The following is a 26,415-nucleotide window of genomic DNA, read 5'->3' as shown; positions in this document are numbered from 1 at the left end:
TTCTACTGGCCCGAGATCGTCAGATCCGCCCGCCTCGGCGACGCGAAGCCCTCCAGGTCCGCTCGGGTCAGGCCGGTCAGGCGGGCGACCTCGGCGATGTCGAGGGCGCCGCAGTCCAGGCCGCGGAGCAGGTAGCCGCTGAGGGCCTTGGCGGTGGCGGGCTCGTCCATGACGTCGCCGGCGGCGTGGTTGGCGTAGCGGGCGAGGCGGGCCGCGGCCTGTTCGAAACCCTCGCGGTAGAAGGCGAAGACGGCGGCGTAGCGGGTCGGGATGTGGCCGGGGTGCATGTCCCAGCCCTGGTAGTAGGCGCGGGCCAGGGCCCGGCGGGTGAGGCCGTAGTGCAGGCGCCAGGCGTCGTGGACTTTCGCGGTGGGGCCGACCGGGAGGACGTTCGTCGAGCCGTCCGAGACGCGTACGCCGGTACCGGCCGCCGCGACCTGCATGATCGCCTTGGCGTGGTCGGCGGCGGGGTGGTCGCTGGCCTGGTAGGCGGCGGAGACGCCGAGGCAGGCGCTGTAGTCGAAGGTGCCGTAGTGCAGTCCGGTGGCCCGGCCCTCGGCGGCCTGGATCATGCGCGCGACGGTGGCGGTGCCGTCGGTGGCGAGGATGGACTGGCTGGTCTCGATCTGGATCTCGAAGCCGATCCGGCCGGGCTCCAGCCCGTGCGCCTTCTCGAACTCCTCCAGGAGGCGGACCATCGCGGTGACCTGCTCCGCGTACGTCACCTTGGGGAGGGTCAGGACGAGTCCGCCGGGCAGGCCGCCGGCCTCCATCAGACCGGTCAGGAAGACGTCGAGGGTGCGGATGCCGCGGTCGCGCACCGGGGCTTCCATGCACTTCATGCGGATGCCCATACAGGGGGCCGCCGTGCCGTCCCGGTAGGCTTCCGCGACCAGGCGTGCCGCGCGGGCAGCCGCCTCGTCCTCCTCGGCGTCCGGGCGCGGGCCGTAGCCGTCCTCGAAGTCGATGCGGAGGTCCTCGACGGGTTCGCGCTCCAGCTTCGCCCGTACGCGGTCGTGGACGGGTTCTGCGAGTTCGTCGGCGAGACCGAGAACGGCGGCGAACGAGGCGGCGTCGGGGGCGTGCTCGTCCAGGGCGGCGAGGGCCCGGTCGCCCCACGTGCGGACGGTGTCGGCGGCGAACACGTCACCGGGGACGTAGACGGTGTGGACGGGCTGCCGGGTGCCTGGGTCTCCGGGGTAGCGGCGTTCCAGCTCGGCGTCGACCGGGGCGAGAGAGGCGCTGATCTCCTCGCTGACGGCGCCCGCCAGGCTCGTCGACACCTTCTCCTGCTGACCCTGACCCATCCCACACCCTCCAGTTTTCCGCACTACGGAATCAACAATCCGTAGAGCGAAGTTATCCGGGGACCTTCCCGCCGGTCAACACCCTCTTGGATCGCGGGACGCTCGGGCACCGCGCCGAGTTCACCCGTGTCTCGCTTCCAGCTTCCACACTGTGGTGCGCACCCCTCATCCTGACTCGCGACCGAAGGAGACGGCGTGTCGAACTCCAGCAGAGTGACCCGGCGCACGGGGCTCAGGACCGCGGCGGCCACGGCGCTCGCGACGCCCCTGCTCAGCACGGCCGAGACCGCCGCATCCCGGCGCGGCGGCCGGCCCCTGGACGTGATGACGTTCAACCTCCGCTACGCCGGCACCGCCGAGCCCCACAGCTGGGCCGCGCGCCGCCCGGCGACGCGGGAGCTGCTGCGGCGCGGGACGCCGCACGTCATGGGAACCCAGGAGGGCCTCTACCACCAGGTGCGCGACATCGCGTCCGACCTCGGCGCGCACCACGGGTGGATCGGCACCGGCCGTGCGGGCGGCAGCCGCGACGAGTTCATGGCCGTCTTCTACGACACGCGCCGGCTCACTCCGGTGGAGTACGAGCACTTCTGGCTGTCGGACACGCCCGAGGTGATCGGCTCGAACACCTGGGGCGGGGTCTGCGTCCGCATGGTCACCTGGGTCCGGTTCCGCGACCTGCACGACGGGGACCGCGAGTTCTACCTGCTCAACACCCACCTGGACAGCCGCAGCGGCGGCGCGCGCGCCCGCGCCGCCACGCTGATCGGGCAGCGGATCGCGGGGCTCGACCCTTCCCTGCCGCTGCTCGTGACCGGCGACTTCAATGTCGCGGCCCACCGGGACCCGGTGTACGACACGCTGCTGGGCGCGGGCCTGGTGGACGCCTGGGACGCCGCGGCCGAGCGCGGTCCGTCGTACGCCACGTTCCACGGCTACCGGCCGCTGGTGCCGGACGGCGACCGCATCGACTGGATTCTCTCGACGCCCGCGGTGGCCGTGCACCGGGCCTCGGTCGACACGTTCTCCCTGGACGGACAGTTCCCGAGCGACCATCTGCCGGTGCGGGCCTCACTGACCCTGGGATGAGGCGGGGCCCCCGCGACCGTACGGTCGCGGGGGCCCCGTCGTCGCGAAGTCGCTCAGCCCTTGCGGGTCTTGATCTCCTCGGTGAGCTGCGGGACGACGTCGAAGAGGTCGCCGACCACGCCGTAGTCGACCAGGTCGAAGATCGGGGCCTCCGCGTCCTTGTTGATCGCCACGATCGTCTTCGAGGTCTGCATACCGGCACGGTGCTGGATCGCACCCGAGATGCCGGACGCGATGTAGAGCTGCGGCGAGACCGACTTGCCGGTCTGGCCGACCTGGTTGGTGTGCGGGTACCAGCCGGCGTCCACCGCGGCACGCGACGCGCCCACGGCCGCGCCGAGGGAGTCGGCGAGAGCCTCGATGATCGAGAAGTTCTCCGCGCCGTTGACGCCACGGCCACCGGAGACCACGATCGCGGCCTCGGTCAGCTCCGGACGGCCCGTCGACTCACGCGGCGTACGCGCGGTCACCTTCGTGCCCGTCGCCTTCTCCGAGAAGGACACGGACAGGGCCTCGACCGCACCGGCGGCCGGAGCGGCCTCCACGGCGGCCGAGTTCGGCTTGACCGTGATGACCGGGGTGCCCTTGGAGACACGGGACTTGGTGGTGAAGGACGCGGCGAACGCGGACTGCGTGGCCACCGGACCCTCGTCACCCGCCTCCAGGTCGACCGCGTCGGTGATGATGCCCGAGCCGATGCGGACGGCGAGACGGGCGGCGATCTCCTTGCCCTCCGCGGAGGAGGGGACCAGCACGGCGGCCGGGGAGACGGCCTCGACGGCAGCCTGCAGGGCGTCGACCTTCGGCACGACCAGGTAGTCGGCGTACTCGGCGGCGTCGTGGGTGAGGACCTTGACCGCGCCGTGCTCGGCGAGCGCGGCGGCGGTGTTCTCCGCACCGGAACCCAGCGCGACGGCGACCGGCTCGCCGATGCGGCGGGCCAGGGTCAGCAGCTCCAGGGTGGGCTTGCGGACGGCACCGTCCACGTGGTCGACGTAGACGAGAACTTCAGCCATGGGATTGCTCTCCTGCTTGGATGAGTTGAGGGGCGGTCAGCGACTGCTGGGCTCAGATGAACTTCTGGCCCGCGAGGAACTCAGCGAGCTGCTTGCCGCCCTCGCCCTCGTCCTTGACGATCGTGCCGGCGGTGCGCGCCGGACGCTCGGCCGCGGAGTCGACCTTGGTCCAGGCACCCTCGAGGCCGACCTCGTCCGCCTCGATCTCCAGGTCCTCCAGGTCCCAGGACTCCACCGGCTTCTTCTTGGCCGCCATGATGCCCTTGAAGGACGGGTAGCGAGCCTCGCCCGACTGGTCGGTGACCGACACGACGGCGGGAAGCGAGGCCTCCAGCTGCTCGGAGGCGGTGTCACCGTCACGGCGGCCCTTGACCACGCCGTCCTCGACGCTCACCTCGGACAGCAGCGTCACCTGCGGCACGCCCAGGCGCTCCGCCAGCAGAGCGGGGACCACACCGGCGGTGCCGTCCGTGGACGCCATGCCGGAGATCACCAGGTCGTAACCGGCCTTCTCGATCGCCTTGGCCAGCACCAGCGAGGTACCGATGACATCCGTGCCGTGCAGGTCGTCGTCCTCCACGTGGATCGCCTTGTCCGCGCCCATCGACAGCGCCTTGCGCAGCGCGTCCTTGGCGTCCTCCGGACCGACGGTCAGCACGGTGATCTCGGCGTCGTCCGCGTCCTCGGCGATCTGCAGCGCCTGCTCGACGGCGTACTCGTCGAGCTCGGACAGCAGGCCGTCCACGTCGTCACGGTCGACGGTCAGGTCATCGGCGAAGTGCCGGTCGCCAGTGGCGTCGGGCACGTACTTCACAGTGACAACGATCCTCAAGCTCACGCCGGCTCTCCTACTGCATCGTCATTTCTGGGCTGCCTGCTTTCAGGCAGCATAGGCGCCTGAAGCGGCCGATCCCGGTCGGGGCGGCCCGCGCTCCGAACGAAATATTACTCGCCAGTACACCCACCGGGCGCACACTAAGCAAGCGCTTTGGACTGTGACCTTGGCAACGCTGCGTAACCGACGGGTAGAACCAGCGAGTAGCACCAACGGGTAGCTCTCTGCCCCGGGATCGCCCGCTCAGTCCCGCAGGCCGTTGAAGCGACCCTGGTGGTACACGAGTGGACGGCCCGGGCCCGAGTGGTCGCCGACGACCACCTCGGCCAGCACGATGCGATGGTCTCCGGCGGGCACGCGCGCCACGACCCGGCACACCAGCCAGGCGAGCACGTCATCCAGGACGGGCACCCCCTCCGGGCCCTCGCGCCACCGGGTGGGCGCGCCGAAACGGTCCGCGCCGCTCTTCGCGAAGGTGGCCGCCAGCTCCTGCTGGTGTTCGCCGAGCACATGGACGCCGACATGGCCGGTCTCGGACATCGCGGGCCAGCTGGAGGCTCCGGTCCCGATCCCGAAGGAGACGATCGGCGGCTCGGCGGAGACCGAGGTGAGCGAGGTGGCGGTGAAGCCGACGGGTCCCGAGTCGCCGGCCGCCGTGATCACGGCCACTCCCGCGGCGTGTCGCCGGAAGACGGAGCGCAACAGGTCGGTTGAGGCGAGCCGAGCGGTACCCAGGTCGGGCGTGGCCGTCATGGAGTTGTCCTTCTGCGGGAGTGACGTGGGAGTCCCCCCGCTCGCGTGAAGCCGGGAGTGAGGGGCGGGGCCGTGACTGCTCAACAGTCCGGACAGCGCGCACTCGCGGTGCGGGCCAGGTCCACGTGGACGCGCTCGAAGAGAAGGAGTTCCGGGGGCATACGGTCAGGCTGACGATAGGTGGTGCGTGCAGTCAAGTGCGTCCCGTCATCTGGGAGATGCGTCACCATGATCGTCACGGCCTCAGACGGCCTCCCCCAGTGCGGCGATCACATCGGCTTTGCGCGGCTGGCCGGTGGCCCGTCGGACGATCCGCCCCTGCGCGTCGAGCACCAGCACGGTGGGGGTCTTGAGGATGTCGAGCTCGCGCACGAGGTCCAGGTGGTCCTCGGCGTCGATCTCGACGTGCGTCACGCCCGGGACCATGTGCGCGACCTCGCCGAGGACTCTGCGGGTCGCCCGGCAGGGGGCGCAGAAGGCGCTCGAGAACTGGACGAGTGTGGCCCGTTCACCGAGCCCCTCCCCCAACTCCGCCGCGCCGAGCCTCTTTCCGCCGTCGCGCCCGCGCACCCTCACCCTCCCGCTCCGCCGCCGATGCAGCACTCCGTAGGCGCTCGCCACCGCGAGCACCACCACGCACACCACAAGTCCGGTCATCGTCTGCACAAGCATTCACGAGACCGCAAAGATTCCCGGCCCCTCGGATCGCCTCCGGTGCGGAATGCTTGATTCATGGACATCGATGCGAGGGGACCGCGGTTCGGCGCGGCCGTGACGGCCGCCGTTCTGGCGGTGGTACTGATCACCGGGAGCGCCTGGCTGCTGGCCTGGCAGACGCTGGCGTTCGCGCTCGGGGCGGCGGGCGGCGTGGGCCGCTCTCCGTACGGCCTGCTGTTCCGGCGCGCCGTGCGCCCCAGGCTCGGGCCGCCGACGGACTTCGAGGCGCCCGAACCGCCGCGGTTCGCACAGGCGGTGGGGCTCTTCTTCGCGGTCGTCGGACTCGCCGGCTACGCGATCGGACCGGAGTGGCTGGGGCAGGCGGCGACCGGCTGCGCGCTCGCGGCCGCCTTCCTCAATGCCGCATTCGGGTACTGCTTGGGGTGCGAGATGTACCTGGTCATACGGCGGGTCACGGCACGCGCAGAGTAAAGGCGAGTTAAAAGTCCGAGGTGGAACTGACGATGGACGTGACGAGAATCTCGCCGCCTTCCGGCACCAGGACTGGCCCCTCGCCCGTTCTTCGGGCACGATCTGCGCAATGCCGTAAACCTACGGCTGCGTAACTTCCCGCCGGGAGAACCCCTTCCCTGGCAGAGAGAAGGGTCCACCGCCTCCATGGCAGAGCTTGTCTACCGTCCCGTCGTCGGTCTCGCCAAAACGATGTTCAAGGTCTGGGATCTCAAGATCGACTGCAAGGGATCGGAGAACATTCCGCGCTCGGGCGGCGCCGTGCTGGTGAGCAATCACATCAGCTATCTCGACTTCATCTTCGACGGCCTGGCCGCGTTGCCGCAGAAGCGTCTGGTGCGTTTCATGGCGAAGGAGTCCGTCTTCCGGCACAGGATCTCCGGCCCGCTGATGCGCGGGATGAAACACATCCCGGTGGATCGCAAGCAGGGCGAGACGGCGTATCAGCACGCGCTGGAGTCACTGCGCTCCGGCGAGATCGTCGGCGTCTTCCCCGAGGCGACCATCTCGCAGTCCTTCACGCTGAAGAGCTTCAAGTCGGGTGCCGCGCGCATGGCCCAGGAGGCCGGCGTCCCGCTGATCCCGATGGCCCTGTGGGGCACTCAGCGCCTGTGGACCAAGGGCCACCCGCGCAACTTCAAGCGCAGCCACACCCCGGTCACGATCCGGGTCGGCGAAGCGGTGGAGGCCCCCAAGGACCAGTACGCGGGGGCCATCACGCGGCGGCTGCGCGAGCGCGTCCAGGAACTCCTGGAGGCCGGCCAGCGCGCCTATCCCGTACGGCCCAAGGGCGCGGACGACACCTGGTGGATGCCCGCCCACCTCGGCGGCACGGCACCGACCCCCGAGCAGGTGCGCGCGGCCGAGGCACGCTGAATCGTCACTCCGGGGCGTGCACGGTGATGCGCGCCCCGGGGCTGAACTTCTCCAGGAGCTCGGCGAGTTCGGCTCCGGCGCTCTCGACGTCGGCGACCGGCATCGGCGCGAGGCTCTCCAGCAGGAAGAGCGCGGAGACGGACTCCTCGGTGAGCCTGGTGCGCGGCCCCTGCCGCCAGTTCCACCGGCGGCAGGTCACGCCCTCGTCGTCGCACCACACCACCTCACCGGCGTCGGGGTGTTCGACGACCTCCGCGCCGCCCACGACGGTGACGAAGTCCTCGTCGCCCGTGGCGCGTACGAGCCGCATCGCGCCCCGGATGCGGTCGGTGTCCTCGCCGCCGACCGGAATCAGACGGGCGACGCTGACGGCGTTGTAGAGGTCCACCAGCACGTTGATCCGGGGCAGACCGGAGTCGGCGAGTGCGCGCCGCGCCAGCGCCTCCGCCGAGTTGCGGGTGCGGGAGGGCTTGGAGCCGAACGCCGTGTAGACCTCGCGCCAGGCCGCCATGTGCGGGTCCTCGTGCGGGGACCGGCCGTCCAGCCGCCGGGCCAGCCGCCGGCCCGCGTCGTCGAGTAGCGCCGAAGTCGCCTCGGTGCTCGGCCCGTTGACCAGTCCGTGGGCCTCGACGGCGACATGCGTGAAGCCGGGCGCGAGGGCGCGCACCTCGTCGGACACGGTGAGCGTGGGAGTCATCGTCTGCCTTGCCTCAGAGTGCGGTGGGGAGTGTCTTCCACAGGGTCGGCCGGTCGGGTGCGGCCTTCAGGACGTCGAGCACGACCGGGTGAGGTTCAGCGTACAACACCGGATAGTCCAACTCATTGGACTCGGGGTCGGGTGTGAAGGCAAGCCGCTCACCGTTCAGGGAGAATTGGGCGTCGACACCGGGCTTGTTCCCCCGGGGGTCCTGCCGGTGCCACGCTCCGTCGAACCGGACGGCGACGAGCCCGTGCACCTCCTCGAACCGCTGGTAGCAGAACCCGGTCGGGATGTCCTCGGCCCGCAGCAGTGCGGCCAGGGCGTGAGCCTTGGCGAAGCAGATGCCGGTGCGCCGCTCCAGGACGTCGGAGGCGCGCCAGGTGACCCGCAGATCGCCCGAGTCGTACGAGTGCGGAATGGTGTCGCGCACGAACTCGAAGGCCGATCGCGCATAGTCATACGAATCGGCGGCACTCTTGGCGAGTTGCGCGGCCGTCTCGCGCACCTTCGGATGATGGTGGTCGATCACATCGTCGGCCGCCAAGTAGGCGGAAAGATCTGTGGTGTTCTGGATCAGCTCCATGCGCGCAGAGCATAGGAATGCGGCCACCCGGGAGTCAATGACTTTTCGGATGACCGCATATCTATGCACACTCGGAGGCTGCCTACCGGTGGGCCATCTCCTCCTTGAGGGCGGCCACGAACCGGTCGACGTCCTCCTCGGTCGTGTCGAAGGCACACATCCAGCGGACGTCCCCCGCCGCCTCGTCCCAGAAGTAGAAGCGGAAGCGCTTCTGGAGCCGCTCGCTGACCTCGTGCGGCAGACGCGCGAAGACCGCGTTGGCCTGCACCGGGTAGAGGATCTCCACGCCGTGCACCGCGCGCACGCCCTCGGCCAGGCGCTGTGCCATCTCGTTCGCGTGACGGGCGTTGCGCAGCCACAGGTCCTTGGCGAGCAGCGCCTCCAGCTGGACGGAGACGAAGCGCATCTTGGAGGCGAGCTGCATGGACAGCTTGCGCAGGTGCTTCATGTGGCTGACGGCATCCTGGTTCAGGACGACGACGGCCTCGCCGAACAGCGCACCGTTCTTCGTGCCGCCCAGCGACAGGATGTCGACGCCGACCGCGTTGGTGAACGTCCGCATCGGGACGTCCAGGGCGGCGGCCGCGTTGGCTATCCGGGACCCGTCCAGGTGCACCTTCATGCCACGGGCGTGCGCGTGGTCGCAGATCGCCCGGATCTCGTCGGGCGTGTAGAGCGTGCCCAGCTCGGTGCTCTGGGTGATCGCCACCACCTGCGGCATGGCACGGTGCTCGTCCTCCCAGCCCCAGGCCTGCTTGTCGATCAGTTCCGGGGTGAGCTTGCCGTCGGGCGTGGGCACGGTGAGCAGCTTGAGGCCGCCCATGCGCTCGGGGGCGCCGCCCTCGTCGACGTTGATGTGCGCGCTCTCCGCGCAGATCACCGCGCCCCAGCGGTCGGTGACCGCCTGGAGCGCGACCACGTTCGCGCCGGTGCCGTTGAAGACCGGGAAGGCCTCCGCGGTCGCCCCGAAGTGGCTGCGGACGATCCGCTGGAGGTTCTCGGTGTAGTCGTCCTCGCCGTAGGCGACCTGGTGGCCGCCGTTGGCCACGGCGAGGGCGGCCATCACCTCCGGGTGGGCCCCGGCGTAGTTGTCACTGGCGAAACCGCGGACCTCCGGGTCGTGGTGACGACGCGCATCGGTCCTGGGAGGGTTCACGGCTTCTCGGTCAGCCACAGACGCTTTCCGTTCACTTCGGCGGCGGGCTTGCTCCAGACCCCGGCGATGGCATCGGCCAGGTCCTTGACGTCCGTGAAGCCCGCGAACTTCGCGTTGGGACGCTCGGCGCGCATCGCGTCGTGCACCAACGCCTTGACCACCAGGATCGCAGCCGCGGACGTCGGCCCCTCGGCGCCCCCGGCCTTGCGGAAGAAGTCACCCATGGCCAGCGTCCACGCCTCGGCCGCGGCCTTCGCGGCGGCGTAGGCCGCGTTGCCCGCGCTGGGGTTGCTGGCGCCGGCGGCGCTGATCAGGACGTAGCGGCCGCGGTCGCTGCGCTGGAGCGCCTCGTGGAAGGCCAGCGAGGTGTGCTGCACGGTACGGACGAGCAGCAGCTCCAGGAAGTCCCAGTCGTCGAGGCTCGTCTTGGTGAAGGTCTCACTGCCGCGCCAGCCGCCCACCAGGTGCACGAGCCCGTCGACGCGCCCGAACTCCTTCTCGATGTGCGTGGCCCAGTCACGGGTGGACTGCAGGTCGAGCAGGTCGACCGGCTCTCCGGTGACGGTGGCGCCGCCCGACGCGTAGCGGGCCGCGTCCACGGCCTCGGCGAGACGCTCCGGGTCGTTGTCCGCCCCGACGACCGTCGCGCCTTCCTCGGCGAGCCGCAGCAGCGCCGCCCGGCCGGCGGGTCCGCCCGCACCGGCCACCGCGATCACCGCACCGCTCAGTGCCCCGTTCCCGTTCCCCATCTTCGCCTCCTGGTGAGCGATGTTCCCGGCGCGGTCGCTCACGCGGCGACCCGCTCGGCGCCGTCCGCGGTGATGCCCTTGGTGGCGGCGATCACGTTCTTGAGCTTCTTGGACAGTGCCTCATAGAACATGCTCAGCGGAAACTCGTCCGGAAGCACGTCGTCCACGAGCTTGCGCGGGGGCTGGGAGAGGTCCAGCGCGTCGGGGCCCTTGGCCCAGCGGGAGCCGGGGTGCGGGGCGAGGTAGGTGGAGACCAGCTCGTAGGCCTTGAACCAGTGGACGAGCTTCGGGCGGTCGATGCCGGCCCGGTACAGCTCCTCGATCTCGGCGCACAGCTGGTTGGTGACCTGCGGGGCACGCTGCCAGTCGATGTGCAGCTTGTTGTCGGTCCAGCGGACGACGTCGTGCTTGTGCAGGTAGGCGAAGAGCAGCTGGCCGCCGAGGCCGTCGTAGTTGCGGACGCGGTCGCCGGAGACCGGGAAGCGGAACATCCGGTCGAAGAGCACGGCGTACTGCACGTCGCGGCCGTGCGCGTTGCCCTCGGCCTCCAGCTTCACGGCCTCCTTGAAGGCGGTGAGGTCACAGCGCAGCTCCTCCAGGCCGTACATCCAGAACGGCTGGCGCTGCTTGATCATGAACGGGTCGAAGGGCAGGTCGCCGCGGCTGTGGGTGCGGTCGTGGACCATGTCCCACAGCACGAAGGCCTGCTCGCAACGCTCCTGGTCGTGGACCATGGCCGCGATGTCCTCGGGCAGCTCCAGGCCCAGGATGTCCACGGCCGCGTCGGTGACGGCGCGAAAGCGGGCGGCTTCGCGGTCGCAGAAGATGCCGCCCCAGGTGAAGCGCTCGGGCGCCTCGCGCACCGCGATGGTCTCCGGGAAGAGAACGGCCGAATTGGTGTCGTAACCCGCGGTGAAGTCCTCGAAAGTGATACCGCAGAACAGCGGATTGTCGTAGCGCGTGCGCTCCAGTTCGGCCAGCCAGTCGGGCCACACCATGCGCAGGACGACCGCTTCGAAGTTGCGGTCCGGGTTGCCGTTCTGGGTGTACATCGGGAAGACGACGAGGTGCTGAAGGCCGTCCTCGCGGCTCGCGGCGGGCTGGAAGGCCAGCAGCGAGTCGAGGAAGTCCGGCACCTGAAAGCCGCCGTCGGCCCAGCGCCGGAGGTCCTTCACGAGGGCCTCGTGGTACGCGACGTCGTGCGGCAGCAGCGGGGCGAGCTGCTCGATGGCCTCCGTGGCACGGCGCACGGTCGCCTCCACCTGAGCCGCCTCCGGGGCGCCCTCGGCGTCGAGGTCTATGGAGCCGTCCTTGGACTGCCAGGGACGGATCTCCTCCACGGCATCCTTGAGCACGGGCCATGCCGGGTGCTCCACCACCCTGCCCACGGGAGGAACCCGCTCCTCCGTACCCACCTGCACAAGAATTTCCGTCATGTCCCACCTTCCACGGGAGAACCTCGCGTATGGACACCGTATGTAAGCGAGGTTCCTTCCCGCAAGAGGAGACTCGGGAGATTATCCTGCGCAACCCCCATCATCACCGTTCTTTTTCCTGCCGGACACCGTGTGGGCGATTACTTCCGCTACGCGGCGCTGGGCGGTCCGGGCGTCCTCGAGGAGCTCGGGGAAGCCGAAGAACCCGTGGAACATGCCCGGGTGCACGCTCTCCGTCACCCGCACACCGGATGCCCGCAGTTTCGCGGCGTACGCACGGCCCTCGTCGTGGAGGAGGTCGAAGCCCGCCGTGACCACGTGGGCGGGAGGCAGGCCGTGCAGGTCGGCCACCAGGGGCGAGGCGTGCGGGTGCGCCCGGTCGCCGTCGGCCCCGAAGTACTGCTCGGCGAACCAGCGGCCGTGGGCCGGCGTGAGGAAGTAGCCCAGGCCGCCCCGGCCCGGCAGCTCCGTGCGCGGCCGGACGTCGGTCGCCGGATAGACGAGCACCTGGAGCGCCAGTGCGGGGCCGCTCCGGTCACGGGCGACGAGCGCGGCGACGGCCGCCAGGTTCCCGCCCGCGCTGTCGCCCGCGACGACCAGCGCGCCCGGGTCGCCGCCCAGTTCGCCGACGTGCCGCGCGGCCCAGCACAGCGCGGCGTACACGTCGTCCACGGCGGTCGGGAAGCGCGCCTCGGGCGCGAGCCGGTAGTCGACCGACATGACGGCCGCGTCGGCGTCCCGGCACAGGGCCCGTGCGACGGGGTCGTGGGAGTCCAGGCCTCCGATGACCCAGCCCCCGCCGTGCAGGAAGACGACGGTGGGGCGGGGCGCCGGTGGCCGGGCCCGGTCCGCCGCCGGGGCGGGCCGACGAGACGGTGGCAGGTAGATCCGTACCGGGATGTCCGGGGCGCCCTGCGGTCCCGGTATCGCGCGGTCCTCGACCGAGCCCACGGCCGGCGGCTCGAACGGCCAGGCGGGCGCGGCGGCGAGAAGACGGCGGGCCTCGGCCGCATCCGTGACGGCACCACCGAGGTCCGGGAAATGGAGCCTGATGGCGTCGAGGAGGACGAGGACGTCGGGCGCGGGTTCGGTGGGCATCACGGCTCCACTTCGGGGCGGTCGGGCCCGGGCCGGTCGGGCTCTGGGCGAGCAGGTTCCGGGCGGTCGGGTTCCGGGCGAGCAGGTTCCGGGCGAGCAGGTTCCGGGCGGTCGGGTTCCGGGCGAGCAGGTTCCGGGCGGTCGGGTTCCGGGCGAGCAGGTTCCGGGCGAGCAGGTTCCGGGCGGTCGGGTTCCGGGCGGTCAAGATCGGGGCGGTCGAGGGAACTTGCCGTACGCACCGCCGTCCACCGGCACGCGCCCACGGATGTCCGCCGGTGTTCACGGACGGTCGAGGACGGTCGCGGAGTGTCATCGGTCTGCACGGTCTGCACGGCTCCGGCCACTGGCACGGACCGTACGGACGGCGCGGTCCCACGGCTTCCGTCAGCAGTGAACATGACTAGTCGTCAGGCCTTCGGACCGCAAGACGCCCCGGTCAACCAATGGAGGACTCGCCCACCCGCGAGTGACCCGATCGGGCGGAAAGAGGCCGCACCCCTGCCGACCACCCCCATTGCCCCGTGTACGAACGGGTACACGGGGCGGCGGGACCATTAGGCTGCGGAGTCGCGTGGGCGGCCCCGTCGCCACCACGCGCGAGCCGAGCCGCCGTCGACGGAAGCGAGTCGAATCTTGAACTTCCTCACCATCGGTCATCGTGGAGTGATGGGTGTCGAACCCGAGAACACTCTCCGTTCCTTCGTCGCCGCCCAGCAAGCGGGCCTCGACCTGATCGAACTCGATCTGCATCTGAGCAAGGACGGCGCTCTCGTCGTCATGCACGACGCCGAAGTGGACCGTACGACCGACGGCTCGGGGCCGATCGTCGAGATGACCCTCGATGAGCTGCGCGCCCTCGACGCGGGGCGCGGGGAGCGCGTCCCCGTCTTCGAGGAGGTCCTGGACGCGGTCGGCACACCGCTGCAGGCCGAGATCAAGGACGTGGCGGCGGCCAGGGCGCTTGCCGAGGTCATGCACCGGCGCGACCTGGTCGGACGGGTCGAGGTGTCGTCGTTCCACGACGAGGCGATCGCCGAGATCGCCCGGCTCGTGCCCGGCGTGCGGACCGCCCTCATCGCGAGCCGTTACGGCATCGACGTCGTGGAGCGGGCCACGGCCGTCGGCGCCGCGACCGTGTGCCTGAACATCCGCAGGCTGACGCTGGAGGTCGTCGAGCACGCCCGCAAGGCCGACCTGCGGATCATCGGATGGGTCGTGAACACCCAGGAGCATCTGCGACTGGTGCGCGCGCTGGAACTGGACGGCGCGACCACCGACTACCCCGAGATCAAGCGCACCGGCCGCTTCACCGCGTGACGGCCGCCGCGCGGCCCACGGCCCGGCCGTGCCGTCACGGCCGGGCCTGAGGACTCCGACCCGACGGCCGCGGCCCGGCCGTCCGCGCGTCCCGCGGCACGGCCCGGGTCAGACGAGCGGCTTGACCAGCAGCTCGAACTGGAGGTCGTCGCGCTGCGGGATGCCGAAGCGCTCGTCGCCGTACGGGAAGGGCGTCATCCTCCCCGTACGGCGGTAGCCGCGCCGCTCGTACCAGGCGATGAGGTCCTCGCGCACCGAGATCACCGTCATGTGCATCTCGGTGATCCCCCAGGTCTCGCGCGCGGTCCGCTCCGCCTCGGCGATGATCACCTTGCCGAGGCCGCCGCCCTGGAGCCCGGGGCTGACCGCGAACATGCCGAAGTAGGCGTGGTCACCGCGGTGTTCGAGCTGGCAGCAGGCGACGATCGCGCCGTCCCGCTCCACCGTCAGCAGCCGGCTGTCGGGCGCCTTGACGACCGCGAGCACGCCCTCGGGGTCGGTCCGCTGACCTTGGAGGATGTCCGCCTCCGTCGTCCAGCCACCCCGGCTGGACTCCCCGCGGTACGCCGACTCGATCAGCGCGACCAGGGCGTCCACGTCACCGTCGGTGGCGTCGCGGAAGGTGAGTCCGGTGGAGGCGGCGGTGTCCATGGAACGTATCCCCGTTCGGTGGCGCGGCTGAGGCACCGATGAGCCTAACCCTCCCCTACGCTCCTGCTGCATGGTGCACGTACTGAGCAGCCGAACCCTCCTGCGCCCCACCGACCCGGAGCGCTCCCGCACGTTCTACGGCGAGCAGCTGGGGCTGGACGTCTACCGGGAATTCGGCACGGGCCCCGAGCGCGGCACCGTCTACTTCCTCGGCGGCGGCTTCCTGGAGGTCGCCGGGCGCTCCGAGACCCCGCCGTCCCCCGCGCTCAAGCTGTGGCTCCAGGTCGCGGACGTGGCGGCGGCGCACGAGGAGCTCACCGCGGCCGGGGTCGAGGTGGTGCGCCCGCCGGTCCGGGAGCCGTGGGGGCTGATCGAGATGTGGATCGCGGACCCGGACGGCACGGAGATCGTGGTCGTGGAGGTCCCCGGGGACCATCCGCTGCGCTACCGGCCCTGAGCGCCGTACGAGGTTCCCGGCGCCCGGCGCCGTCCGCCCGACCCGACCCCTGCCGGCTCGGGCGGGCGCCGCCGAGGGGCCGTGAGGGCGCGGAGCCGACGGAGGGCGGGTCGGAACGACGGGTGACGGGACCGGTCGACGGGCGTCGTCGTGGGAATTGAACTCCGTTCAGGGAAAGCTGAGACTTGTTCAGGAATTCACTTTCGCCGCAATTATTGATCCGCAAACAACACCCTTTACTCAACATCAAACCTACTGACACGTATTCAGAAACAACCAAATCCAGCCCTTCCGCTGGAATTAACAATTCCACATCGGCCGATGCATAGAATGGATCAACCATGGCCCGTCACGGGGCACCCGCGAGCTCCGGCAGGGACTTCGGAGCAGGGGAGGGCAAGTGGAGAAGCGGTTGCGCTTCAAGATTCTCGGTCCGCTGAGCGTGCTCGCGGACGACGGACAGGTGAAGGTGGGCGGGCCGCGCCACCGGACCATTCTGGCGCTGTTGTTGCTCAATCCGGAGAGGACCGTATCGGTCGACAGGCTGGTCGACGCCGTCTGGGGCGACCAGCCGCCCGCGACGGCACGCACCCAGGTATCGATTTGCATTGCCGCCTTGCGCAAATCATTCAGGAAAGCTGGATTCTCCGAGGAAGTCATCGTCACGGCTCACCCTGGATATCTCCTGCGGGCGAGCGAGCATCAACTCGACAGCCTCGAATTCTCCGCGCTGGTCTCCGGCGCGGAGCACGCCGCCCGGCAGAAGCGGCTGTCCGACGCCGCCGAGCACTACGCCGAGGCACTTCGCCTGTGGCACGGCCCCGCACTGGCGGGCGTGACCGGCGCGGCCGTGGAGGACGAGGCACGCCGCCTGGAGGAGTTACGGCTCAACACCTACGACGACGCCATCGGAGTCGAACTGGAGCTCGGTAACCACCAGAGAATCATCCCGGAACTGGCCGCCACGGTGCGCGCGCACCCCATGCGCGAGCGCACCCGGCACCATCTGATCACCGCGCAGTACCGTTCCGGCCGTCGCGCCGAGGCGATGGAGACGTTCCGGCTGGGGCGCCGGCTGTTCATCAACGAGCTCGGTCTGGAACCGGGCCCGGCGCTGCGCGAGCTGCACGACGCGATCCTGCACGACGAGGTGCAGCCGGCCGCCGGCGAGCGGGAGCCCGCCTCGACGGAGCCCGAAGAGCCTCGCGATCCGGTGGGCAAACCCTTCGAACTGCCCCCGGACGTACCGGGGTTCACCGGACGGGTGCGGGAGATGGCTCTGCTGGACGCCCTGCTGGAGCGTACGGAGGAGGTCCGCGGTCCGACGGCGGGCCTCGTCACGGGGGTCGGCGGCCTCGGCAAGACCTGCCTCGCCGTGCACTGGGCGCACAGCGTCTCCGAGTGCTTCCCCGACGGCCACCTCTTCGCCGACCTGCGCGGTTACGACGAGCACCACGAGCCCGCCCCGGTGGGTGAGATCCTCGGCCGGTTCCTGCGGTCGCTCGGCGTCCCCGGCGACCGCATCCCGGTGGGGCTGGAGGAGCGGGCCTCGCTCTACCGCAGCATCCTCGCCGAGCGGCGGGTGCTCGTGGTGCTCGACAACGTCCACTCCTACCCGCACATCGTTCCGCTGCTGCCGAGCAGTCCGGGCTGCTGTGTGCTGATCACCAGCCGGGAACAGCTCGCCGAGCTGGTCGCCTGGCCGCCGCAGTGCCGGGTGCAGCTGGGCCGGCTCACCGGACCCGAGGCCGTGGAACTGCTCGGCCGCATCGTCGGGGAACGGCGCGTCGCCGACGATCCCGCCTCCGTCGCCCGGGTCGCCGAGCTGTGCGACCGGCTGCCGCTGGCCCTCCGGATCGCCGGGGCACGACTCGCCGCCAAACCGCACTGGACGGTGGCGCGGCTGGAGGCGCTGCTCACCGACGAGCGCCGCCGCCTCGACGAGTTGAGCGAGGGCGAGTCACAGGTCAGAGCGGGCTTCGCGGTGAGCTACCGGTACCTGAGCGACGAGGCGGCACGGCTCTACCGGCTCCTCGGACTGCTGGAGGTGCCGGACTTCGCTCCCTGGCTCGGTGCCGCGGTGCTCGACACGGATCCCGTGACCGCGGAACGGCTCCTGGAACAGCTCGTCGACGCGCAGTTCCTGGACGTGACCGCCGCGGACGCCACCGGAGGCCCCCGCTACCGGTTCCAGAACCTGCTGCGCCTGTACGCCCATGAGCGCGCCCACCGGGAGGAGCCGGACGAGGAGCGGCGGGCCTCCCGCGAACGGGCCTTCGGCAGCGCGCTCTCCCTGGCGGAGCTGGCCCATCGCCGCTTCTACGGGGGCGACTTCAGCATCATCCACGGCACCGCCGCGCGCCGTCCGCTGCCCGCCGACCTCGCCCGTGATCTCGCCGCCCGGCCGCTGAAATGGCTGGAGGCCGAACGGCGCGCGCTGTCCGCCGTGGTGGAGCAGGCGGCCGAGCACGGGATGGACGAACTCGCCTGGGACCTCACCATGTCGACAGTGGTGCTGTTCGAGACCCGTGACCACACCGACGAGTGGCGGGCCTGTGCGGAACGTGCCCTCGCCGCGACACGGGCCGCCGGCAACGTCCGGGGGCAGGGCGCGATGCTGCACATCCTGGGCGCGCTGGAGATGCGCCTGCGGCGGTTCCCGGAGGCCGACGACTGCTTCGCCGCCGCGCTGTCCCTGCATGCGCGGGCCGGGGAGCGGCACGGGCGCGCACTCGTGCTGCGCAGCATGGCGATGATCGACGAGATGCGCGGCGAACTGACGCGCGCGATGCGGCGCAGCACCGAGGCCCTGGAGGTCTTCCGGGAGGTGGGCGATCTCTCGTCCGAGGCCCACGTGCTCAACAACATGGCGCAGATCGAACTCGATCGTGGCCATGTGGACGAAGCGGCCGAGCTGGGCCGGGAGTCCGTGCGGGTCGCCGAGGCCATCGGGGAGGGCGGCTCGCGCAGCGTGGCGCTGGCCACGCACCGGCTCGGCCGGGTCCTGCTGGCCCAGGAGCGTTTCGTCCGGGCCGAGGAGGCCCTCCTGCGCATGGTGCGGATCGTGCAGGACAACTCCGACACGCTGGGGCTCGCGCACGGCCTGCTGGCGCTGGGCGAGGCGCGGCTCGGGGCGGGACGGTGGGAGCAGGCCCGGATGACGCTGACGCAGGCGCTGGAGGCCGCGTCGCAGGTCAGCAATCCCCTGGTGGAGGGGAAGATCAAGCTGGCGCTGGGCGAGACCTGCGCGAAGTGCGGTCACCGCACCCGCGCGCTGCGCCATCTCGCGGAGGCCCGCGAGTGCTTCGCACGCATCGATGTGAAGCCGTGGCTGGACCGGGTCGACCGGGCCCTCGAAGCGCTGAGCACGGAGCGGGCACCTGCGCTGGACACGGCGCGGCCTTCCCAGGCCGATGGCGCGCACGACCGCGGGAGCACGGCACGGGCCGCGGCGGCGACCTCGCTGCGTCGCCGCTGAGCCGGGCGCTGGTCGCGACAACGATGCCCTGACGGCCGGCACCGCGCCGGGACGGTGTCGCGGCCGGTGGAACGGGTGTCGCCACGACGCTCCGGCGGATGGCTCAGTACGCCGGGACGGAGCGGGCGACGACCACGGTGGTACGACACGAGGACCAAAGGAGCGCCACCGGGACCGGGGCGATGCCGCCGTCCCCGGCGGCACGCCGTCGGTCCCGCGCTACGCCGCCGACCCTCGTGGTGTGCGGGACGAAGGCGGATCGATAGTGGTCCGAAGCCGAAGGTCCCTAGTTTCGAATGCGAACGAAGGGAGCGGCGCCGGGCGCCGCCCCCTCACGCACCCGCTACGGCGCAGACCTGGGAGTCGCAATGCAGAACATCCGGAGCACGACGGCCGGTCACATCCTGGTGGCCTGGATCATCGCGCTCTGCGCGCTCGGCGCGGCGGGTTCCCTGGCGGCCGCCGTCTCCACCAGTGCTGGATCGGCCGGCACGGTGGTCGTCGGCCCCGACGAGGAGGACTGGCACTGAACGCTCCCGCGCAGAGCGACCGGTCCGGCCCCGCCGCCGCGGGGCCGGACCGGTCCGAGCCGGGCCCGGTCACCGCGTCACCCGCTTCTTCAGCGGGCCGCGGCCGACCGTTCCCGTTCGCGATGTGCGGTCGCAAGGTGCTGCGCGAAGAGCAGTACCAGCTCGTGGAAGCGGTACAGCGGACGGCCCAGGCGGTCGACACCGCAGATGTCGAGCAGCGCCGCGTCCACCAGGTGCTCCAGACTCTCCTCCGCCGCCGACTCGGGCTCGGCGAGATACCGGGCAGCGCGCTCGGCGGGGAAGGGCTCCGTGCCGATCCCCGCCAGGCGCACCAGTGTCCGCCCCGCCGGTCTCGGCAGCTGCCGCACCGACGGGACCAGCACGCGCCGCAGGTCCAGGCCCCCGTAGGTGAGTTCACGCAGTCGCTGGTCGGGGTCGGCGAGTCGGGCGGCGAGCCAGGAGACCGGCCAGTGCGGCCGGGCGGCCAGCCTGCTGCCCGCGATACGCACCGCGAGCGGCAGCCCTCCGCAGTGCGCGAGCACCTGGTACGTGGCGTCCGGCTCGGCAAGCAGTCGCCGGCGCCCCACTCCGGCCGCCAGCAGCTCGTACGAGGTGTCCCTGCCGAACGGGGTGAGGACGGTGGTCCGTGCCTGGGCCACCCGGGTCAGCCTCGCCCGGCCGGTGATGAGGACCGCCGCCTCGGCCGACCCCGGCAGCAGGAGGTCGAGCTCCCGGCTGTCGACGGCGCCGTCGAGGACGACGAGGAGCCGCCTGCGCGCCGTCCGGGTGCGGTAGCGGCGGATCAGCTCGTCCAGGTCGGCGCCACGCCCCGGACCGTCGGCCGGTGCGCCCAGGGCTCGCAGCAGGACCGTCAGGACCTCGGCCAGCTTCTTGGGACGGCCGTCCGGGTGGGCCAGCTCGGCGAAGAGCTGCCCGTCCGGGAAGTGCTCGGCGCTGCGGTGCGCGGCCCGCACGGCCAGCGCCGTCTTGCCGACGCCGGCCATGCCGGTCACCAGCAGGGCACGCGGCCCGCCGCCCTTGCGCGATTCGGCCAACTGCGCGCACAGCGTGTTCAGTTCCTCCCCCCGCCCGATGAAGTCCTCGATGTCCGGCGGCAGGGTGACCGGACGCGGCTCGTACGGGTCGCACGGCTCCTCGTCCCCGTAGGAGACGGCGACGGCGGTCCGGGCCGGGCCCGCGCTCCTGACACCGAGGCTGCCGACCAGGACGGCCTGGTAGGTGGCGCCGAGCGCCTCACCGGGCTCGATGCCCAGCTGCTCGTCGAGCACCTTGCGGCCCTCGTGATACGTGTGCAGCGCGTCGGCCTGCTGGCCGCAGCGGAAGAAGGCCGTCATGAGCTGCGCGCGGAGCTTCTCACGCAGCGGGAACTCCGCCACCAGGCCCGTGAGTTCGGAGGTGAGCTGCTCGTGCCTCCCGAGCTCCAGGTCCGCCTCCACGCGGCTCTCCAGGGCGTGCAGCCGCTGCTCTTCGAGGCGGGCCAGCTCGGCGCCCGCCAGGTACTCGGTCACGTTGCCGAGCGCGGCCCCCCGCCACAGTCCGAGCGCCCGGCTCAGCAGGGTGCTCGCCTCCCTGTGCCGCCCGCGGCCCAGGGCCGCGCGGCCCTCCCGGTCCAGCTGCTCGAACTCCAGCAGGTCGAACGTGCTGTGCGGCGCCCGCAGGACGTAACCCGGCGGGCGCCGGTCGATCTCGACGTCGTCGCCGAGCAGTTTGCGCAGGCGCGACATGTAGGTGTAGATCTGCGCCCCGGCCGTGGCGGGCGGCTCCCACCCCCACAGCATGGAGCTCAGGCGCTCGTCGGACACGACCCGCCCCCGTGCGAGCAGCAGGCTCGCGAGGACCGTGTGCACCTTGGATCCGGACAATGCGATTCTCACGCCACCCTTGCGGGCTTCCACCGGGCCGAGGACTTGGAAGTCCATTCGGCACCCCCCGTTCTGACATGTGCGGAACTTGGCTCGGTGGAGAAACTATGGAGGACCGTTATTCCTGCGTTATCCGTCGGCCTCTTTGGCCTGCCGGTACCTTGCGCTAGGCGGAAATGATCCTTCCGAGGGCGGCGGCGACGGCCCGGTGGACCTCCTTGCCGTTGTCGGAGTTCGTCATCACCACACAGCCCGTGCCGGACCGCAGCCGCACCGAGGTGAGCGCACGGAAGCCGGCGGTCTGTCCACCGTGCCCGAACTCGGGTTCCCCTGGTGTCGCGTCGACCACGGTGCCCAACCCGTAGAAGCTGCCGGGGAACGCCTCTGTGAGCATCGCGCCGGCCAGCCGTGCGGACAACAGGTCGGACAATCCCTGGTGCGCGCGGCGCAACGCCCCCGCGAAGGCGGCCAGGTCGGCGGCTGTGGACCACAGGCCGCTGCCGGCCCGCACCGGGCGTACCCGGTGGCCGCCGGACAGTGCGCGTCCGTGCTGGTCGTGTCCGGCCGCGGCGTCCGGGGTCCCGGGCGCCCCGAAGGCACTGTCCCGCATGCCCAGCGGTTCGAACACCAGCTCCTGGACCGCCTTGTCGAAGTCCCGTCCCATGACATCGGCCAGGACCTGTTCCACGACCGCCCACTGGGCGCCCTCCTTGCGGAACTGCGCGCCCGGTTCGTGCTCCGCCCGGACCTCGTCCAGGATCCCGGTGAGACTCGGCATCGCCTCGTCGGGACGCCACCAGGTGGCGCTGGTCCCGGCAAGACCCGAGGTGTTGGACAGGCACTGGCGCAGCGTGACGGGCCGGCCGCCGGCCGCCCGTGGCAGCGTCCGGCCGATGAGCACGGTGTCCAGGTCCGCGTCGAGGTCGAGGACACCGCGGTCGACGAGCCGCAGGGCGGCGTACGCGGTGACGTGCTTGCTGATGGAGCCCGCCTGGAAGCGGGTGCGCAGGGTCACGGGAGCGCCGGTCTCCGTCGAGCGCACGCCGTGGGCGCCGACGGCCACGGCCTCGCCGTCCCGCAGGACCGCGACGGCCGCGCCCGGGACGCGGTGCTCCGCCATGACCCGCTCGACCTCGCCCGCGGAGAGGGCACGGGCGTCCGCTGTCGTCGTCATGGTCGTCCTCCTCGTGGTGGGCGTACGCGCGGCCGTCGTCCGGGCGGTGTCCCTCGGCGCTCCGTCCGCCGTTGCGGACGGAGCGCTGTCGGACGCTCCGGCGTCGAGCGCGGTCGCGAGGTCCTCGATCGTCCCGTTGTCCAGGAGCATGCGCAGGCTCAGGGCGAGGCCCGCCCGGCGGGCGGCGGCGAGGACGTGGACGATCCGCATCGAGTCGGCGCCGAGATCCACCAGCCGGTCCCGGACACCCACGTCGGGCACGCCCAGCACCTCGGTGCAGACGTCCGCCAGGAGACGCTCGACGGGGGTCCGTGGGGCCACGTACGCGCGGTCGGCGACGAGCGCCGAACGGCCCGGGGCCGGGAGGGCCTTGCGGTCGATCTTCCCGGCGGCGCTGAGCGGGAGTTCGTCGAGGAGGACGAAGGCCGCGGGCACCATGTACGCGGGGAGTTCCGCCGCGAGGCCGCCCCGCAACGCCTCCTGGTCCGGGCCCGAGGCGCGGTCCACGGCGACGTACGCGGCCAGCCACCTCTCGCCGCCGGCGTCCTCACGGACCACGACGACCACGTCCCGGACGCCTTCACGGCGCCGCAACCGCTCCTCGATCTCACCGAGTTCGATGCGATAGCCCCGGATCTTCACCTGGTGGTCCTCGCGGCCCAGGTATTCGAGCTGACCGTCCGCACGGTGGCGGGCGAGGTCGCCCGTCCGGTACATGCGCGAGCCGGGTGGGCCGCCGAACGGTTCGGGCAGGAACCGCTCGGCGGTGAGCGCGGGCCGCCCCACGTAGCCGCGCGCCACACCGGCACCGCCCAGGTACAGCTCGCCCACCACCCCGACGGGTACGGGTTGCAGGGCCGCGTCGAGCACGTAGGCCCGCATGTTGTGGATCGGGCGGCCGATCGGCACGGTGTCCGCGCCGCCTTCGACCTCCCAGCCGGTGGCCCAGACGGTCGTCTCGGTCGGCCCGTACAGGTCGACGAGGCGGTCCACGTGTCCGTGCAACTCCCGGGCGAGGGGCGGCGGGCAGGCCTCGCCGGTCGTGATCGCGGTGACCGGCCGGTGCGCGAAGCCCGCCGCCCGCAGCAGCTTCCACCCTGCGGGGGTGGCCTGGACGTGAGTGACGCCCCGGCCGTCGATCAGTTCCAGCAGCGCCCCGGAGTCACCGGTCTCCTCGTCGCCGGCCAGCACGATCCGGCCGCCGGTGACCAGCGGCAGGTACAGCTCGGCTGCCGAGATGTCGAACGAGAGCGAGGTGGCGGCGAGCCAGGTGTGCGCGGGCCCTGCCTCGAACCGCTCACGCATCGAGAACAGCAGGTTCAGCAGCGAACGGTGCGCGATCTGCACACCCTTGGGCCGCCCGGTGGAACCGGACGTGAACAGGGTGTAGGCCAGGCCGAGTTGCAGGGCGTCCGGCGCGCCGAGGTCGGGAGCGGTGTCCGGCAGGCCGGCGATACCCTCCCGCTCCCCCGGCGCCTCCAGGTCGAGGAGCACGCCCTCGTACGCTCCGCCGTCGGCGGCAGGGACACCGTCCTCGGGCCCGTCGGACGGCCCGCCCGGACGGGGTACGCCGGTGGAGGCGTCGCCGATCCGGTCCAGCAGGTCCGTCTCTGTGACCACCAGGCGGGCGCCGGCCGCTCGCAGCATGTAGATGAGCCGTTCGCGGGGCAGCGCCGGGTCCAGCGGGAGGTGGGAACCGCCCGCCTTCCAGATGCCGAGCAGCACGGGCAGGAGTCCCCGGCGACGGCGCAGCAGCACACCGACCACCGCGTCCGTGCCGACGCCCGCCGCGCGCAGCCGGTGCGCGACGCGGTTGGCCTGCCGGTCGAGTTCTCCGTACGTCAGTGATCCGTCCCGTGCCTCGACGGCGACGGCGTCGGGGCGGGCGGCGGCGGCGCTTGCGAACACCTCGTGCACGCGGCGCGGCCCTTGTCGCGGATTGCTCATTCCCACTCCACCTCGGTGTCGTTCCAGTCCTGGAGGATCTGTGCGCGCTCCGCCTCCGGGACGACCGCCGCCTGCGCGTCGCCCTCCGGGCCGGCGGCCATGGCTTCCAGCACGGCCCGGTACATCCCGGCGAGACGTTCGGCGTTGGCCCGGTTCAGGCCGGTGCTGATCGCGCGCAGCACGAGACGCCCAGGCACGTTGGCGAGGGACAGCGTGAATTCGTTCGAGCTGTCCCCGGCTCCTGCCCGCACGTCGACCGTTCCGGTGTCCACCTGGTGGAAGTCCTGGTAGCGGAACATGACGTCGAACAGCCGGCGTCCGCCGGCGAGCCGCTGCACGGCCGGCAGCGGATGCCGCCGGTGCCCGTACACCTCGGCCTCGCGGTCGAAGACCTGGCGGACGAGTTCGCCCCATGTGCGGGCTCCCCGCCGGTGGGCGAACGGCAGCGTGTTCAAGTACATGCCGTACACCCGCTCGACACCGGGGACTTCGGGGCGCGCGCTGTACAAGACGCCGGTGTGGAAGGCCTCTTCGTGCGTGAGCGTGCTCAGCACCTTCAGATGCGCGGCGAGCAGCACCGCCTTGAATGAGGTGCCTGTCTCCGCCGCGAGGGCCCGCAGCTCCGGTTCGAGGTCGCGGAACTCCACCGACAGCTTGAAGTCCTCCCGGGGGATCCCGGGCCCGGTGCCCCAGTCCGCGGGCAGGCTCCACGGCGCGTGCTCGTGCACGATGCCCCGCCAGTACGCGCGGTCGTCCTCGGAGTCCAGCGAGGCGAGTTCGGCCGCGATGAAGTCCGCGTAGCGGACCGGCACGGGCTCGGGGGTGCTGGGTTCCTCCCCCGCCGCGTACGCGTGGTAGAGGCCGAGCACCTCCATCAGCAGGGACTGCTGGCTCCAGCCTTCCGTGATCGCGTGGCAGTGCGTGAACCCGAGGTGCCAGGCCTCGTCCGACTCGACGAGCGCGGAGATCCGCAGCAGCGGTGCGCGCCCGAGGTCGAACAGGTCGCCGCGCTCCCGCACGATGTGGTCCCGCCGTGCCTCCTCGAACTCCTCGGCGGAGCCACCGCGCAGGTCCCGCACCGAAACGGGAGCGTCGGCGGTCGCGTGGACCAGTTGCAGCGGGACCTCGAAGTCCTCCAGCTCGATGGAGGCGCGCAGCATCTCGTGCCGCTCGACGACGGTCCGTGCCGCGCGGGCCAGAGCGTCCTCGTCGAAGGGCCGTCCGTCCTTGATCCGGAACGTCGAGGTGTTGTGGTACTTGTTCAGACCGTCGTCGGCCAGCATCTCCAGGACCATGCCGAGCTGCACCTGCGAGAGCGGGTAGGCGTCGACGACGCCGTCGGGGAGGGATTCCCTGACGTTCTCGGCGACCAGCGCGAACGGGGCCACGGCCACCGGCGCCGTGCGGTCGGTCCGGTGCGCCCCGCCGGGGCCGGCTCCGCTGTCGTCGCCGAGCGCGGTGGCGAGTCCGGCGACGGTCCGGTGACGGAACACGTCACTGACGGCCGCCTCGAACCCTTCGGCCCGCAGGGCACCGACCAGCGCGATCGCCTTGATGGAGTGACCGCCGAGGTCGAAGAAGTTGTCCTCGACACCGACCTTGTCCAGACCCAGGACCTGACCCCAGACCTCGGCGATCCTCTCCTCCGTCGCACTACGGGGAGCCACGTAGGTGTCCGTGGCGACCGCCTCCGGGTCCGGCAGGGATCGCCGGTCCAGCTTGCCGTTCGCCGTCAACGGAATCGCATCGAGCCGCACGAACGCCGACGGAATCATGTACTCGGGCAGCGTGCCGTTCAGCCACTCCCCCAGTGCGTCGGGGTCTCCGCCGACGACGTAGGCGATCAGGCGTCGGTCGTCGGTCACGACCACGGCCGCGTCCGAGACATCCGCGTGAGCCGTCAACGCAGCCCGGATCTCACCCAGTTCGATCCGGTAACCACGCACCTTCACCTGATCGTCGATCCGGCCCAGGAACTCCACCGCACCGTCCGACCGCCACCGCGCCAGATCACCCGACCGATACATCCGCGCACCCGGCTCACCGAACGGATCCGGCAGGAACCGCAGCGCCGTCCGCACCGGATCACCCACATACCCCCGCGCCACACCAGCCCCGCCCACGTACAACTCACCGACCACACCGACCGGGACGGGCTCCTGACGCGCGTCCAGAATGCGCATGGTCATGTT

General features: G+C 71.3%; 22 protein-coding genes. 7 read left to right on the top strand and 15 right to left on the bottom strand.

Going from position 1 to position 26,415, the window contains the following annotated elements:
* Positions 1–2: 2 nt before the first annotated feature.
* Positions 3–1,307, bottom strand: a complete 1,305-nt coding sequence (locus ACZ4IF_RS34790; RefSeq protein ID WP_467570201.1) for a DUF6986 family protein — start codon at positions 1,305–1,307, stop codon at positions 3–5.
* Positions 1,308–1,502: 195 nt separating this feature from the next.
* On the opposite strand from ACZ4IF_RS34790, the gene ACZ4IF_RS34785 reads away from it, so the two are divergent.
* A complete protein-coding gene (locus ACZ4IF_RS34785; RefSeq protein WP_467570197.1) occupies positions 1,503–2,396 on the top strand; it encodes an endonuclease/exonuclease/phosphatase family protein in 894 nt (297 codons plus the stop codon).
* A 53-nt stretch (positions 2,397–2,449) separates the two neighbouring features.
* Here ACZ4IF_RS34785 and ACZ4IF_RS34780 read toward each other — a convergent pair whose 3' ends face one another.
* From ACZ4IF_RS34780 to ACZ4IF_RS34765, 4 genes are all read right to left on the bottom strand, one after another.
* A complete protein-coding gene (locus tag ACZ4IF_RS34780; protein WP_359504011.1) occupies positions 2,450–3,412 on the bottom strand; it encodes an electron transfer flavoprotein subunit alpha/FixB family protein in 963 nt (320 codons plus the stop codon).
* A gap of 52 nt (positions 3,413–3,464) precedes the next feature.
* Positions 3,465–4,250, bottom strand: a complete 786-nt coding sequence (locus ACZ4IF_RS34775; RefSeq protein WP_028799665.1) for an electron transfer flavoprotein subunit beta/FixA family protein — start codon at positions 4,248–4,250, stop codon at positions 3,465–3,467.
* Positions 4,251–4,490: 240 nt separating this feature from the next.
* Positions 4,491–5,000 carry a flavin reductase family protein gene (locus ACZ4IF_RS34770; protein WP_467570193.1) on the bottom strand — a complete coding sequence of 170 codons (510 nt, stop codon included), beginning with the start codon at positions 4,998–5,000 and terminating at the stop codon, positions 4,491–4,493.
* Between the two features lie 243 nt (positions 5,001–5,243).
* On the bottom strand, positions 5,244–5,657 hold the full coding sequence (locus ACZ4IF_RS34765; RefSeq protein WP_467570553.1) for a TlpA family protein disulfide reductase: 414 nt from the start codon (positions 5,655–5,657) through the stop codon (positions 5,244–5,246).
* A gap of 75 nt (positions 5,658–5,732) precedes the next feature.
* Between ACZ4IF_RS34765 and ACZ4IF_RS34760 the strand changes: the two genes are divergently transcribed.
* Together ACZ4IF_RS34760 and ACZ4IF_RS34755 are read left to right on the top strand one after the other, a co-directional pair.
* Complete coding sequence (locus tag ACZ4IF_RS34760; RefSeq protein ID WP_467570191.1) at positions 5,733–6,149, top strand: DUF4395 domain-containing protein; 417 nt, start codon at positions 5,733–5,735, stop codon at positions 6,147–6,149.
* A 186-nt stretch (positions 6,150–6,335) separates the two neighbouring features.
* Positions 6,336–7,064: a lysophospholipid acyltransferase family protein gene (locus ACZ4IF_RS34755; protein WP_467570189.1), complete on the top strand. Its 729-nt coding sequence runs from the start codon at positions 6,336–6,338 to the stop codon at positions 7,062–7,064.
* A gap of 4 nt (positions 7,065–7,068) precedes the next feature.
* Here ACZ4IF_RS34755 and ACZ4IF_RS34750 read toward each other — a convergent pair whose 3' ends face one another.
* The 6 genes from ACZ4IF_RS34750 to ACZ4IF_RS34725 form a co-directional block, all read right to left on the bottom strand.
* On the bottom strand, positions 7,069–7,761 hold the full coding sequence (locus tag ACZ4IF_RS34750; RefSeq protein WP_467570186.1) for a B3/B4 domain-containing protein: 693 nt from the start codon (positions 7,759–7,761) through the stop codon (positions 7,069–7,071).
* Between the two features lie 13 nt (positions 7,762–7,774).
* Positions 7,775–8,347: a transglutaminase domain-containing protein gene (locus ACZ4IF_RS34745; RefSeq protein WP_467570181.1), complete on the bottom strand. Its 573-nt coding sequence runs from the start codon at positions 8,345–8,347 to the stop codon at positions 7,775–7,777.
* An 82-nt stretch (positions 8,348–8,429) separates the two neighbouring features.
* A complete protein-coding gene (locus ACZ4IF_RS34740) occupies positions 8,430–9,503 on the bottom strand; it encodes a threonine aldolase family protein (RefSeq protein WP_095932590.1) in 1,074 nt (357 codons plus the stop codon).
* Entirely contained in the window at positions 9,500–10,252 is a 753-nt protein-coding gene (locus ACZ4IF_RS34735; RefSeq protein ID WP_095932627.1) for an SDR family oxidoreductase, read from the bottom strand. The genes ACZ4IF_RS34740 and ACZ4IF_RS34735 overlap by 4 nt, the downstream gene beginning before the upstream one ends.
* A 38-nt stretch (positions 10,253–10,290) precedes the next feature.
* Positions 10,291–11,688 carry a DUF6421 family protein gene (locus tag ACZ4IF_RS34730; RefSeq protein WP_467570174.1) on the bottom strand — a complete coding sequence of 466 codons (1,398 nt, stop codon included), beginning with the start codon at positions 11,686–11,688 and terminating at the stop codon, positions 10,291–10,293.
* Between the two features lie 81 nt (positions 11,689–11,769).
* A complete protein-coding gene (locus ACZ4IF_RS34725) occupies positions 11,770–12,786 on the bottom strand; it encodes an alpha/beta hydrolase (protein ID WP_467570171.1) in 1,017 nt (338 codons plus the stop codon).
* A gap of 633 nt (positions 12,787–13,419) precedes the next feature.
* Here ACZ4IF_RS34725 and ACZ4IF_RS34720 point away from each other — a divergent pair.
* Positions 13,420–14,103: a glycerophosphodiester phosphodiesterase gene (locus ACZ4IF_RS34720; protein ID WP_467570168.1), complete on the top strand. Its 684-nt coding sequence runs from the start codon at positions 13,420–13,422 to the stop codon at positions 14,101–14,103.
* A gap of 108 nt (positions 14,104–14,211) precedes the next feature.
* Here ACZ4IF_RS34720 and ACZ4IF_RS34715 read toward each other — a convergent pair whose 3' ends face one another.
* Positions 14,212–14,754 carry a GNAT family N-acetyltransferase gene (locus ACZ4IF_RS34715; protein WP_359504035.1) on the bottom strand — a complete coding sequence of 181 codons (543 nt, stop codon included), beginning with the start codon at positions 14,752–14,754 and terminating at the stop codon, positions 14,212–14,214.
* A gap of 70 nt (positions 14,755–14,824) precedes the next feature.
* Between ACZ4IF_RS34715 and ACZ4IF_RS34710 the strand changes: the two genes are divergently transcribed.
* The 3 genes from ACZ4IF_RS34710 (at position 14,825) to ACZ4IF_RS34700 (ending at position 19,219) form a co-directional block, all read left to right on the top strand.
* Entirely contained in the window at positions 14,825–15,211 is a 387-nt protein-coding gene (locus ACZ4IF_RS34710; protein WP_359504037.1) for a VOC family protein, read from the top strand.
* Positions 15,212–15,611: 400 nt separating this feature from the next.
* Entirely contained in the window at positions 15,612–18,689 is a 3,078-nt protein-coding gene (locus ACZ4IF_RS34705) for an AfsR/SARP family transcriptional regulator (RefSeq protein ID WP_467570164.1), read from the top strand.
* A gap of 368 nt (positions 18,690–19,057) precedes the next feature.
* The gene (locus ACZ4IF_RS34700) at positions 19,058–19,219 is read left to right on the top strand and encodes a hypothetical protein (RefSeq protein ID WP_467570160.1); all 162 of its coding nucleotides are present in this window, start codon (positions 19,058–19,060) and stop codon (positions 19,217–19,219) included.
* Between the two features lie 89 nt (positions 19,220–19,308).
* Here ACZ4IF_RS34700 and ACZ4IF_RS34695 read toward each other — a convergent pair whose 3' ends face one another.
* From ACZ4IF_RS34695 to ACZ4IF_RS34685, 3 genes are all read right to left on the bottom strand, one after another.
* The gene (locus ACZ4IF_RS34695; protein ID WP_467570158.1) at positions 19,309–21,114 is read right to left on the bottom strand and encodes an AfsR/SARP family transcriptional regulator; all 1,806 of its coding nucleotides are present in this window, start codon (positions 21,112–21,114) and stop codon (positions 19,309–19,311) included.
* 154 nt (positions 21,115–21,268) lie between these two features.
* The gene (locus ACZ4IF_RS34690; RefSeq protein ID WP_467570157.1) at positions 21,269–24,223 is read right to left on the bottom strand and encodes an amino acid adenylation domain-containing protein; all 2,955 of its coding nucleotides are present in this window, start codon (positions 24,221–24,223) and stop codon (positions 21,269–21,271) included.
* Positions 24,220–26,415: condensation domain-containing protein (locus ACZ4IF_RS34685; protein WP_467570155.1), on the bottom strand; the 2,196-nt coding region annotated here is incomplete at its 5' end. The genes ACZ4IF_RS34685 and ACZ4IF_RS34690, both read right to left, overlap by 4 nt.

It is taken from the genome of Streptomyces sp. NPDC025784, assembly GCF_055558435.1.
The sequence above is the reverse complement of the archived record's forward strand: the minus strand, read 5'-3'. Positions and strand labels throughout refer to the sequence as shown.